7 protein-coding genes are annotated in these 14,180 nt (G+C 33.6%); 6 read left to right on the top strand and 1 reads right to left on the bottom strand.

The features are described 5' to 3' along the window. Nucleotides 1–252: 252 nt before the first annotated feature. The 3 genes from BN1372_RS02845 to BN1372_RS02835 all read left to right on the top strand — a co-directional run bounded on the left by BN1372_RS02845 (nt 253) and on the right by BN1372_RS02835 (nt 7,554). Nucleotides 253–5,949, top strand: a complete 5,697-nt coding sequence (locus tag BN1372_RS02845) for a SpaA isopeptide-forming pilin-related protein (protein WP_062197347.1) — start codon at nt 253–255, stop codon at nt 5,947–5,949. A gap of 24 nt (nt 5,950–5,973) precedes the next feature. After that, nucleotides 5,974–6,552: a class D sortase gene (locus BN1372_RS02840; protein WP_062197346.1), complete on the top strand. Its 579-nt coding sequence runs from the start codon at nt 5,974–5,976 to the stop codon at nt 6,550–6,552. 189 nt (nt 6,553–6,741) lie between these two features. Then, nucleotides 6,742–7,554 carry a DUF368 domain-containing protein gene (locus BN1372_RS02835; protein WP_062197345.1) on the top strand — a complete coding sequence of 271 codons (813 nt, stop codon included), beginning with the start codon at nt 6,742–6,744 and terminating at the stop codon, nt 7,552–7,554. A gap of 40 nt (nt 7,555–7,594) precedes the next feature. On the opposite strand, the gene BN1372_RS02830 is transcribed toward BN1372_RS02835, so the two are convergent. Then, nucleotides 7,595–8,287, bottom strand: a complete 693-nt coding sequence (locus BN1372_RS02830) for a M24 family metallopeptidase (protein ID WP_062197344.1) — start codon at nt 8,285–8,287, stop codon at nt 7,595–7,597. A 120-nt stretch (nt 8,288–8,407) separates the two neighbouring features. Between BN1372_RS02830 and BN1372_RS02825 the strand changes: the two genes are divergently transcribed. The 3 genes from BN1372_RS02825 (at nt 8,408) to cas1 (ending at nt 14,178) form a co-directional block, all read left to right on the top strand. Continuing rightward, nucleotides 8,408–9,616, top strand: a complete 1,209-nt coding sequence (locus tag BN1372_RS02825; RefSeq protein WP_062197458.1) for a M20 metallopeptidase family protein — start codon at nt 8,408–8,410, stop codon at nt 9,614–9,616. A 468-nt stretch (nt 9,617–10,084) separates the two neighbouring features. Continuing rightward, entirely contained in the window at nt 10,085–13,276 is a 3,192-nt protein-coding gene (gene cas9 / locus BN1372_RS02820; RefSeq protein WP_062197343.1) for a type II CRISPR RNA-guided endonuclease Cas9, read from the top strand. Beyond that, nucleotides 13,273–14,178 carry a type II CRISPR-associated endonuclease Cas1 gene (cas1, locus tag BN1372_RS02815; protein WP_062197342.1) on the top strand — a complete coding sequence of 302 codons (906 nt, stop codon included), beginning with the start codon at nt 13,273–13,275 and terminating at the stop codon, nt 14,176–14,178. The genes cas9 and cas1 overlap by 4 nt, the downstream gene beginning before the upstream one ends. Nucleotides 14,179–14,180: the final 2 nt, after the last annotated feature.

The raw sequence follows: 14,180 nt of genomic DNA, 5'->3' as shown, positions 1-14,180 counted from the left end.
TCTTCAACTAGTTTTGTTAATCAATCTGTAGAAAACAATAAGGTGGCGTATAAACAAGATATTTCTTGTTTATACGCCATCTTTATTTTTCCAATAATCCATCATTTATGTAGAGAATTTGTATAGTCCCCATTTTTAAAATGGATAGAAGCAAATATTCTGTGTGATTCCCATCATGATTGTTTGAAAAGCAGAGTAATCTACGTGAATACAGATATTTTGCATTCCAATCAAAAAGGGAGGAGAGTTGGTATGAAGCGAACAAGGAAATTATGGTCTGTCGTATTCATCATCTTTTTTTTGTTGTTGAATACAATCATTCCACCAATGTCTATTCAAGCTGAAGGGCTTAATTTGGAAAATGAAATAACTGTGGATACGCAAGTTACACAAGAAACAGCTACCATGACGGATACTCAACAAGAAGAACAGACAACACAAGTAGCTGAAACGGAAGATGCATCAATAGTTAATCACAAAGAAACAACGAGTGAACAACCAAGTACAGAAGCGATAGGTGAAGATGTTCCACTAAAAGAGAATGCTATCATAGATGAAGCTGCTGAAACAACAGTAGCAGAAAAATCAAACATAGCGTTGCTAAATGAAACAACACCAACAGCAATTACTGAAAATATTATGATTAGTGTTACATTAACACAAGCTGATGGAAGTGAATTACCTAATCCGATGCCTCATCCATCGGAGAAAGTGTTAGACCTTAAAATAGGTTATACTTTTGAACTTCCGAATAACCATGGATATCCAGCAGGTTCTACCTATACATTTACATTACCAGATGTATTCAAAATTCATAATAAATCCGGTGGTGATTTAAAAAGTGGATTAGGTGTGCAGTTCGGTACATTTGAAGTGTTTGAAGATGGAACAGTAGTGATGACATTTAATGATGAGATTGAAAAGGGTTCAGAAATAAAGGGAACTTTAAACATTTGGACAGAAATTAGAGAAGATTTAACAGGTAGTACGAATCAAGTAGTGCAATTCCCAATTCATGACGGTACGACTATCGATTTTCCACTATTTTTTACACCTAATGTCAAACAGTCTATTGATAAAAGAGGTACACCGGATAAGAAATATAATGCGAATACAATTACATGGGGAATTGATTTTAATAAAGACCTAAAAGAGATTCAAAATGCTCAACTTCAAGATCCAATACAAAAAAATCAAGAGTTTGTAGCAGGTTCGATAAAAATATATGAGTTAGATGTGCAGTTAGATGGTTCTGTAAAAGTGGGAGAAGAAGTTACAACTAGATATGGTACAGCATTTCCGTTGAATTTTGGTACTATTAACAAAGCTTACCGTGTTGTATTTCAATCAAAAATTACCGATGGTGAGGGGACAACTTATCCAAACAAAGCAACACTTACAGGGGATAATATAACAGACTTACCAGCAACTGCATCGGTAGGAGTAAAACGCGGCCAGCCTTTAGAGAAACGTTCTACTAGTTATGATCCTTCTACTCAAACAATTACATGGGAAATTAAGTACAATTATAACGAAAAAACAATCAGCCAAGCAGATGCTAAGTTAACTGATACGTTAGGGGCGAATCAAAAACTAAAAGATGGAACGATGAAAGTAGAAAAAGTAACCATTGATCCGAACACTGGGGCTGAGATTTCTGCCGATGTAGTTGATAATTATACGAGTACAAATAATGGAGATGACTTTATACTTTGGTTTAAGGAAGATATAGAGAATGCTTATAAAATAACCTATCAAACAACAGCGATTGATCGCGTGGAAAAAGATACGACAATTACAAATACAGTAGAAGCAAATGGAAGAACAAAAGAAGCGACTCGTAATATTAAGCAGCAAATTTTCCATAAAAATCGTGGCTTCGTTGACTACAAAAACAGAACAACTAAATGGAGTCTTGATATAAATAAAGATAAACAAGTCATGAACAATGTTGTCATAACAGATACTCTTCCAAAAGGGCTAACGTTAGATAGTAATAGTCTCGTCATTACGCATGGAGGAACTTCATTCACTAAAGATACAGATTATACTCTTTCATATACGGAGGGTACTGGTGAGATGATTATCACCTTTACTAACCCAGTTACAGATGTTGTTCGAGCGGAGTATATAACTACTTTTGACTTTAACCAAATAGAAGATGGAGAAACTTCTTTTACGAATAGGGCGATACTTGATTGGGTGCCAAAAAATGAAGTGGATAAGAAAACAATGACAAAAACAAGTACGTTTACTCCCAACAATGCTACCCAATTGAATGGTTCAAAAGGGGGTTCATACAATGCTCAAACAAAAGAAATTACGTGGGAGGTTGGTGTGAATTATACTGAGCGACCGATTAGCGATGCAATTGTCGAAGATATCATTTTAGGGAATCAAAACTTCGATATTAATACTGTTGAAGTGTATAAAATGAAAATCGATACAGATGGAAATTGGATAAAAGACGGTGACGCACTAAATAAGGATAAAGATTATATAGTACAAGCTATTAAAGGTAAAAATGACGAGCCAGGGTTTAAACTAACATTAGGTTCAATAAATAGGGCGTATGTAATTGTGTATAAGACCGATTTACATGACCAGCTAATCGTTAAAAATTATGAGAATACAGCGATATTAAAAGATGGTGCTACTGAGTTCCCATTACCGGCAACAGTATCAATTGAAAACTATGGTGGGAAATACACTAATAAAGAAGCAGCACAAAACAAAGACAATCCAAGGGTATTAGAATGGAAACTTTGGATTAACCCAACGCAGTCTACTGTTTCTGATGCAGTCGTAATAGATAAACCTAGTACAAATCAAAGTATTTTAAAAGATTCCTTTCAACTATATAGAACGAATGTAGATCAAAATGGACTTGTAGAAAAAAATGAAAGTGACCTTTTAACAGAAGGAGAGGATTACACTTTATCATTTAAAGAGGATGCGGAAGGAAAAGAGTACTTTGAATTATCCTTTAAAAAGGAGGTTAATCGTCCTTACGTGTTAGAATACGACACATTTATTATGGCGGGGAATAATCAAACAGTATCTAATGATGCTTCCTTTACTGGGTATCAAATTACAACAGAATCGACCAAAACAAACTATAACCATATCGTTAAATTAACAGGGTCAAGCGGTGATATTGATAGTCGAATCGGCCAATTAGAAGTTACAAAAGTAGACGCAAAAACGAAAAAACCACTTGAAGGGGCAGAATTCAGTCTATTCAATAGTACTGGTACGATTAAAATTAAAACTTTAACGACAGGTGCAGACGGAAAAGTACTGTTTCAAAACTTGCTTTTTGGTGAGTATTTATTAAAAGAAACAAAAGCACCAACTGGATATGTTAGTGGAGTGAATGAAGCAGGTCAAATGATTACCATTGATAAGGAAACAAAAAATGGTGAGAGTAATGAATTAACCGTTGAAAATAAACAAATTATCTATGCGGTTGAATTAACGAAACAAGATAAAGAAACTGGTGAAGTATTAGCAAATGCTGTTTTTGATCTTCAAAAGCTAGTAGAAAGTGAGTATCAAACAATCGAACAAGTAACGACAAATGATGAAGGAAAAATTTATTGCGATGGTCTTGAACCTGGAGACTATCAGTTTGTCGAACATACTGCTCCAAAAGGATATCAAAAAGGGAAAGAACCAATTCCATTTACAATGGTGGAAAACCAAACAGAAGTAACAAAAGTAACAGCAGAAAATCTTAAATTAGGTTCTGTACGATTACTGAAGTACAATGCGGATGATTGCAATGAAGTACTAGAAAACGCGGAATTTGAACTACGTCATGAAAATGGAGACGTGGTGCATACTAAATTAGTGACGGACGAAAATGGGGAGATTTTTGTACCAAATCTTCAACCAGGAAACTATCAATTTATTGAAATAAAAGCGCCAGCATATTTTCAATTGGATAACACTCCTATTACATTTGAAATAATAGAAGGACAAACTGCCACAGTTGAAGTAGAAGCATCAAACATATTAATTCATGGAAAAGTGTTATTAACAAAAGTAGATAAAGATGAAGAAAGTACACAACTAGCTGGTGCAGAATTTAAATTGATGGATGAACAAGGGAATGTTATCCAAGAAACACTGCAAACAGACGAAAAAGGTCACATTTCTGTAGGAGACTTAAAACCAGGAAATTATACATTTATTGAAACGAAAGCACCAGAACATTATCAATTAAATGAAAAAGAAATCCATTTTACGATTGATAGAATCAAAACAGAAACAGAAGATCCGGTTGTAAAAGTAACGGCAAAAAATGAATTAGTTCCTGGATCAGTGGAATTAATAAAAGTAGACAAAGATAATCATGCATTCGTTTTACAAGGTGCGACATTTGAATTGCAAAACGCAAAAGGCGACATGCTTCAAGAAAGATTAACAACAAACGAAGAAGGAAAAATTGTGGTTGAGAATTTACGACCAGGTAAGTATCAATTCGTCGAAACAAAAGCGCCGGATTATTATCAATTAAATGCAGCACCAATCGAATTTGAAATTATGAAAAGTCAACAAGAAAAATTAATGGTTACGGCTGAAAACGAATGGATTACAGGTTCTGTACAATTAACAAAAGTAGACATAGATAATAAAAATGCACCTCTATCAGATGCAGTATTTGCATTACAAGATGCAGAGGGCAACAACCTTCAAGAAGGATTAACGACAAATAAAGAAGGAAAAATTGTCGTAAACAAATTAAAACCAGGAAATTATCAATTTGTCGAAACGAAAGCACCGTTTGGTTATGACTTAGACGCAACACCAATTGCTTTTACGATTGAAAAAAGTAAAACAGAAGCAGACGTGAAACGAGTGGAAAAAACAGCAGGAAATGAATTAACGCGCGGTTCTGTACAATTAATAAAAGTAGACGTAGACAATGAGAATGCACCGTTACCAGATGTAGTATTTACATTACAAGATGCAGAAGGCAACAATGTTCAAGAAGGATTCACAACAAATGAAGAAGGAAAAATCGTGGTGGACGGTTTAAAACCAGGCACGTATCAATTCGTGGAAACGAAAGCACCATTTGGTTATGAGTTAAACAACACACCGATTGCCTTTACGATTGAAAAAGGTCAAGAAGGAGTAAAAACAGTAACCGCAACAAATGAGTTAACGACAGGTTCCGTTGAGTTACGCAAAGTGGATAAAGATAACAATGGATTACCATTAGAAGGAGCGGTTTTTGCATTAAAAGATTCGAAAGGTAAGACGTTAAAAGAGAAATTAACAACAAATAAAGAAGGAAAAATTGTGGTAGATGGGTTAAAACCGGGTGCGTATCAATTCGTGGAGACGAAAGCACCATTTGGTTATGAGTTAGATAAAACACCAATTGCTTTTACGATTGAAAAAGGCCAACAAGAAGTATTGCAACTTACGGCAACAAATGGGCTTGCGGAAGTTCGAGTGACTGTACAAAAAGTAAATGAAGACACTGGTGAACCGTTAGAAGGTGCGACATTTGATTTGTATGATCAGAATGGAACCAAAGTCGCAACTATTACTACAAATCAAAATGGAAAATCGGATGTTGTACAATTAGTTCCTGGCACATATACATTAGTTGAAACAAAAGCACCTAACGGATATGAACAATTAAAAACGCCATTTGCATTTAAAGTGGAGCCAGGGGAAGAAGAGCTTATGATTCAAGTTGGGAATAAAAAAGTTCTTGCGTTGGACAACATTATCAGCAATAAAAAAGAAACAGATAGCAAGGAAAAAATAGTATCAAAAACGGATGATTCAAAACAAAACGAGAAATCAACGTTCACATCGACATTGCCACAAACAGGGGAAGAGTCGTTACGATATTTCTTGTTAGTAGGAACAATGCTTATGGTAATCGGCGTTTACGTCTTAATGTATAAAAAACGTAAAACAGAATAATGGATAAAGAAAGGGTGATGTTTGATGAGGAGAATGAAAACGATGATTGGAATGTCGTTTCTACTCGTTGGCATCACTCTTGTTTTGTTTCCTTTTTATTATGAGTGGAAACAAGCAAGAGAACTTGCAGCGTTAGAAGAAGCGTTAGCAATGATAGAGGAAGTAGATGAATCAAGTCTGAAAAATGTACCATTTACAAAAAAACAATTAAAAGGAGTTTTAGAATTAGAGATTCCTTCTATCCAGTTAAAACAAAAAGTACTTCCGGAAACCACTACGGAAAATTTAAATGTTACATTAACTCAAATAAAACCAAATCAAAGACCAGGAGAAGGGAACTTCACCATTGCTGGTCATCGCGGGTATCGAGGCGATCGGCATTTTCGTCATCTCCCTAATGTCCATAACGGAGATGAAGTATTATTACACACAAAAGAGGAAACATTTGTTTATTCTATTGTTGATACCAAGGTCATTGAACCAACAGATATAGCGGTTTTAGGAGATCAAGAAGGAAAAAGTGAGATTACTTTAATTACTTGCACTACTAGTGGAAAGGAAAGGATCGCTGTAAAAGGAGAATTGAAAAAAGTGATGCATTAAAAGGCTGTAAAGGTGTTGGTGAACCTTTACATTTTTTTATGCGTCCATTAGTGTAAAAATGGTTTATTACATAAAAATTCAGATTATTTTCATAAAACAAAGATAAAATACCATCTAACTGTTATGATTCTGTTAATATAAAACAAGATGCATGAACAGATTGACCTATTTTAGGAAGGAGATAAGGAGTTGGAGTGGAAAAATTTATACCGTGGCTTTGTTATGGGAATTAGTGATTTAATTCCAGGAGTAAGTGGTGGGACGATTGCCGTTATTCTTGGTATTTATGATAGATTACTGACGGCTATCAGCGGTTTTTTTAGTAAAGAGTGGAAGCGACATATTGGATTTTTACTTCCTCTCGGTATTGGAATGGGGAGTGCCATTTTACTTTTAAGTCGCGTGATTGAATTTTTATTAGAAAATTATCACGCACCGACACAATTTTTTTTCCTTGGTCTCATTGTCGGAGTCGTTCCATTTATGGCGCGTCAGGCAGAAGTGAAAAGAAACTTCAAACTTTCGCATTATCTTGTTATGTTTGTTGCAATTAGTCTATTAATTATAATGGCGTTCGCAAAAACGGATTATGTATTAGAAATAGAAGGTACCCTAACACTTTCTACGATTGCTATCTTATTTTTCTCAGGATGGCTAGCAAGTATGGCCATGTTGTTACCGGGGATTAGTGGCTCTTTTGTTTTATTAGTAATTGGTGTTTATCCAGTAGTGATTCAAGCACTTTCTGCACTTCATTTCCCGATTATTGCTGTTGTTGGGGCAGGGGTAGTAGTTGGCTTTATCGTTAGCAGTAAAGGAATTAAGTACGCCCTTGCCCGCTTTCCGCATGTTACATATGCATCGATTATTGGATTAATAATCGGCTCATTATTTGTCGTTTTTCCGGGCATTCCATCGGGCGGAACGTTGGTAATTAGTATCCTTACATTTTTTACGGGACTATTAGTAGTAATATTTTTAGGAGCGGGAAAACGCGTATAGGAATAAAGCAAACCTGTTTTTCAAGGTTTGCTTTATTTTTTTACTGAACAGTTAATAATTGCTCAAAAAACCCCCCAATTTCATGCTCTCGGTCAACAAAATGAATTTCTAAAATCCAGTCACGAGGGCGACCGTTTTTATCTGTGCTTCGCATTGGGATATGGTTGTCTGGATGAATGTAGTTTTCTACGTCTTCTCCTTGAATGACTTCATGTGGAAATTCACCAATAAGATGCCCAGCATACGGCCCACCATAATCCCATCCATACTTTTCAGCTAAAGAAACACAGTAGGAATAAAACTCACTGCCGGTAATAGTAGGATTAGAATCAAAAAATTTTTTTGCTTCATACCAAGCGGTTTCTATATCATCGCGTAACGTTAATTTTCTAGGATCGCTACCGAGGACAAACGTCCGTCCAAAATCTGCTTCCCAATCTTCAAAAATAGGACCAAAATCAAGAAAAATAATATCATCAGGAGCAACTAGTAAATCGGGTGGATTTTCTTTATAAGGGTGCAATGTATTTTTTCCGGTGCGGACAATTCGCTTATGCCAATACTTTTTTATACCAAACAGTTGGAAAGCGAGTTCGTAAATTTCTTTATTCACTTGTTTTTCTGTGACGCCGCTGCGGATAATTCCTTTTGCTTCAATTGCCTGGAACAACTTTTCCGCATTTTTTTCCGCATTTCGTAATGCAAGATGTCTTTCATTTATGGATGCATGCATGATGTTCACCTCCTTTTTCTATTATATATAGAGTATCGTACTATTAGACGAACAATAGCGATAAAAAGTTTATTTCGTGTTTACATGGTTGGATAGATAGAAAGCGAGTGTGTGGAAACGATGACGTTAGAAAAAAGAAATGACGTGTTAGCTGCTATATGGACAGATTTAGAAAAAAATTATCAAGAAGTGGTGGAGTGGAGAAGGTATCTACATCAACATCCGGAACTTTCTTTTCAAGAAGTAAAAACAGCGCAATATATTAAAGAAAAACTAATACAATTTGGCATAGAAGTGAAGACAAACATTGGCGGAAATGGCTTAGTTGGTTTTTTAAAGGGCAAGGAACCTGGTCCGACTATTGCGTTACGAGCAGATTTTGATGCACTTCCTATGCAAGATGAAAAAAAGGCTCCTTACCGTTCTTTAACACCAGGTGCGATGCATGCATGTGGACATGACGGCCATACTGCTGCGTTGTTAGGTGTCGCGAAAGTGTTAAGTACTTACCGCAATCAATTAAACGGAAATGTGTTGTTTATTTTTCAACATGCAGAAGAAACGCCTCCTGGTGGCGCAAAGTTTATGGTGGAAGAAAACGTACTAGATGGTGTCGATTATGTGTTTGGTGCGCATCTAGATTCACAAATTCCACTAGGAAAAGTAGCTGTCGGGGAAGGATATCGAATGGCGGCCGTTGATAAATTTAAAATAGTCATTGAAGGAAAAGGTGGGCACGGAGCACGACCGCATCATACGGTAGATTCGATTGTAATCGGTAGTGAAGTAGTAAGTGCTTTGCAAAAAGTAGTGAGTCGTAGAGTAAATCCATTGCAACCTGCTGTTGTGACGATTGGTGTCTTTCAAGCGGGAAGTGCCTTCAATGTAATTGCTGACAAGGCTACTTTAGAAGGAACGGTCCGTACTTTTGATGAAGAAGTGCGAATGCAAGTAAAAAATGACATTCATACAATAGTGAAAGGAATAACAGAAGCCTTTGGTGCTTCGTATCATATTGATTATTTGCACGGATATCCTGCGTTATACAATCATCCACAAGAAACGGAAATAGTAGGAAAATTGCTATCTACTATGTTTACTGAAGAAAATATTATTGCTTTCCAACCATCTATGGGTGCAGAAGATTTTGCCTATTTTTTACGGGAAAAACCAGGGACGTACTTTAAAGTAGGGGCACAAAATGAACAGGAACGTACCCATTATCCGCATCATCATCCAAAATTTGATTTCGACGAACGAGCGTTGTTAAATTTAGAAAAAGTATTTGCGAAAATTGTGATAAGTTATATATCTTTTATTAGTGATTAATTTTGGCTTTTAGATTGCATTAACCGGTAGTGAAATTAGATGCATATAAGTATCGGAGCAATTAAGTGTGAGATAGCTAACTATTTATAAAAGTGGAATAACTACATTTTATCGCGATTAAGGAGAGAGTAAAGTTACTAGATAATGGATGATTTCTTTATAGGTATATTTAAAAAACAGTAATTATATTCTTTAAAAACTAAAAAATGTATTGACTTTTTGCTAATTGTATTTTATATTTAAAATGTCTCAAGTAACCGACGGGTTGCTTTTATACCTAAGCTAATAGAATCTACTAAAATAAGGCCATAGTGCCGTATTTGATCTATTAGGATCTGACCCCGCATATGCGGGGTTTTTTATTTATATAAGAATTTTTTTTCTAGGGAATTTATCATATATACTATGGATATTCTTACAAAATATAACTATAATAAAGGTGTGTTAGTAAATGGGAGGGAGTAAATTGTGCTCGAAAATTATATTTTAGGTTTGGATATTGGTATTGGTTCAGTTGGATATGGTCTTATTGATGAAAATCAAAATATTATAGATGCTGGGGTACGCTTGTTTCCAGAAGCTGATGTAAACAACAATAATGGTAGGCGAGAAAAAAGAGGAGCCCGGCGATTAAAAAGACGGAAACAACATAGAGTTGCTAGAGTAAAACATCTGTTAGTTAAAAATAGAATTATGGCAGAAGATGCCCAACCTATCTCAAATAAACCTTATGAAATAAGAGTAAAGGGATTAAGCAAAGAGTTAACTGATGAAGAACTAGCTATTGCGCTTATACATATCGCAAAACGAAGAGGTATTCACAATGTTGAAACAACTCTTGATGAACAAAAGGACGATAATGAACTTTCTACTAAAGAACAAATTAGTAAGAATGAAAAGTTATTAAGAAATAAATTTGTTTGTGAATTACAATTACAAAGACTTACAAGAAATAAAGAAAACGAAATACCATATAAAGTTAGGGGTTACCAAAATCGGTTTAAAACTAGTGATTATATTAAAGAAGTTCAGCAGATATTAAATACACAGAGACAGTATAATAAAAAAATAACTGATGAATTTATTGAGCGATATATAGAGTTAATAAAGAAGAGACGTGAATATTTTGAAGGCCCAGGAGAAGGTAGTGAGTATGGATGGGGTGGTGACCCTCGAAAATGGTACGAACAGTTAATGGGGAAATGTAGCTATTTTCCTGAAGAATTGAGAGCTGTTAAGGCCAGCTACTCTGCACAATTATTCAATGCACTAAATGATTTAAATAATATAGTGATTATGCGAGAAGAAAATACCAAATTATCAGCAGAGGAAAAAAGACGATTAATAGAAAAGGTTTTTAAAATTCGAAAAAAGCCCACGCTAAAGCAGATTGCAAAAGAAGTTGGAGTGAATTTCGAAGATATCAAAGGTTATAGAGTTAATGCCAAGGGAGAACCTATATTTACTTCTTTTGATTTTTATCATAGTATTAAGACTATTACGCAACGTCATGAAATAATTGAAAATGATAAAATATTAGACCAAATGGCACGGATTTTAACTGTTATGCAAACACCATCAGAAAAAAGAGAGCGTTTAAAACAGGAAATTCCTGAATTAACAACGTCCGAAATATCGGAAATTTCAGAATTAAGATTCACGTCTACACATAGTTTATCTTTGAAGTTAATTTATCTTTTACTACCTGAATTGTGGTCGACCACAAAGAATCATATGCAAATTTTATCTGAAATGAAATTGAAACCAAAACGCATATCACTTAAAGGAAGAAATCAAATTCCAGTATCAATAGTAGATGAGTGGATATTATCTCCTGTTGTAAAACGTGCATTTACACAATCTATTAGAATTGTTAATGCAATCATCAAACGTTATGGTGAACCATCTGAGATTGTGATTGAATTAGCACGTGAGAGAAATAGTGAAGATCGAAAGAAATTTTTATCAAAATTAAATAGAAAGAATGCAGCAATGAACGAAGAGGTAAAAGAAAAGATAGAACAACTAGGCGTATATGATACCAAAGGATTATTTGAAATGATTAAATTATGGCATTTGCAAGATGGTCATTGTATGTATTCTTTAACACCAATTCCTTTAAATGATTTGTTTTTAAATCCTAATCATTATGAAATTGATCATATTATTCCACGCTCTATTTCATTTGATGATTCAATAAATAATAAGGTACTTGTAAAGTATATAGAAAATCAGAAAAAAGGAAATTTAACTCCTTATCAATACATGAATCGAAAAATAGATGGAGTATCTTATGATAAGTTTAAACAACATGTTTTACAATTAGCAAAATCATCTGATAAGATGTCAAGAAAAAAACGAGAGTATTTGCTTGAAGAACGTGATATCAATAAGTTTGAAGTTCAAAAAGAATTTATTAATCGTAATCTTGTTGATACAAGATATGTAACACGAGAATTAATGAACTTATTAAAGACCTTTTTTTCTGAAAATAATAAAAATGTAAAAATTAAGTCCATTAACGGATCATTTACTCATTATTTACGAAAATTATGGAGATTTAAAAAAGATCGTAATATAGATTATAAACACCATGCAGAAGATGCATTAATTATTGCAATGGCGGGATACTTATTTAGTAAAAAGGAAGTATTAGCAAAACAAAATCTAATATTATCTGATCCTCATATTGTTAATAAAGAAACAGGCGAAATTTTAAGTGAAGATGATTTTACTAAAACATTCATTGATAAATATGAAAAAGTGGCTACTATAAAAAAATATCAAAATTATAAGTATTCTCATCGAGTGGACCAGAAGCCAAATAGACAATTGATGAACGATACTATTTGTTCAACTAGAACGGTCGATAACAATGAATATGTTATTAAAAAAATTAAAGATATTTATGCTAAGGATAATACAGATTTGGTTAATAAGATTAGAAAGAGTCCAAAAAAGCTTCTAATGTATCATAACGATAGACAAACTTATGAAAAAATAAAAAGTATCATGGAGCAATATGGGGATGCTAAGAATCCTTTGTACAAATATAAAGAAGAAACAGGTGAATTTGTAACGAAGTATAGTAAAAAAGATAACGGTCCCCCAATTCTATCGGTAAAATATTATAGTGGAAAATTAGGTGAGCATAAAGATATCACGCATAAATTTCATAATTCTAAGAAAAGAGTTGTTAATTTATCTATAAAGCCATTTCGAATGGATGTATATAAGGAAGATGGCATCTATAAATTTGTGACTGTTCGTTTTAATGATTTAAAAGAAAAAGGAGATAATTATGAGATTTGCAAAAAAATATATGAAGAGAAATTAAAAAAGAAGAAAATAAATAATAAGTCAAATTTTCTATTTAGTTTAAATAAGTATGATATTTTTGAACTAGATAATGAAGAATTTCTATTTATAGGTGTAAATCATGATAAAACTAATCGGATAGAATGTAATTGGATAAATCAAAATTATAAAAATTTTGCAGAGTTAAATAATCTTAAAAATAAGCAGTTACGAAAATCAATTAGTAAAAACATCATACAGTTCGAGAAATTTGCAACGGATGTATTAGGAAATCGTTATAAAGTAACAAATGAAAAATTAATATTTTCGTATCCAAAAAAGTCCATGAGAGGTGTACGATGAGTTGGCGTATTATATATGCAAGTGAAGTCGATAAACTATCTCTTCATTTGCATAGCTTAAAGGTAAAGAAGGGGGATTTGGAAATAAAAATTCCCCTTTCGGATATTTTTGCAGTTGTCGTGGAAGATTTAACAGCAAACCTAACAACTAGATTATTAGTTGAATTATCCCGTAACAATATTCTTGTAATTTTATGTAATCAACAACATCTTCCTGAATGTATTATTCAACCTGTATCAGGTCATTTTGGTCAATATAAGCAAATGGTAAAACAGCTATCCTGGGAAGAAGATTTAAAAGGAACAGCTTGGCAATCTATAATCCGTTATAAAATAAAAAATCAAATCGAATGTATGAAAAAAATAGGGACGAGCAATCATCGTTTAGATAAAATGGTTGAACTGGGTAAAAATATCACTATTAATGATCAGACGAATATTGAAGGACAAGCTGCAAGGATTTATTTTAATAGTATTTTTGATGGTGACTTTGTACGAAGTAATCCAAACTTAGTAGAGAATGCTGCTTTAAATTATGGTTATGCTATTTTTAATGCAGCTATTGCTCGAACTATTGTTGCAAAAGGATTAATTCCAGCGCTGGGCATTTATCATAAAGGGGAGAGAAATCATTTTAATTTAGCGTCAGATATCATTGAACCATTTAGACCTATTGTTGATTATTTTGTCTCATCTAAGCCTCCTGAAATATTTTTAACAAAAGATTATAGAGTTAAATTAATTAATTTACTTCATACAAAAATATTAATTGATGGAAAACAGCAAACAGTAATTCGAGCGATTGAAATTATGATACAGTCCCTTTTTGAGTTTTTTGAAACAGGTGGAAAACAACAAATAAAGATGCCAAGTCTTATGAAAATTAAGTTTTATGAGTTATAGAT

This window comes from Massilibacterium senegalense, from assembly GCF_001375675.1.
In the GTDB taxonomy this organism is placed as follows: Bacteria; Bacillota; Bacilli; order Bacillales; family Massilibacteriaceae; genus Massilibacterium; species Massilibacterium senegalense.
Note: the sequence above shows the minus strand (reverse complement) of the source record. Positions and strands in the feature narration are given on the sequence as shown.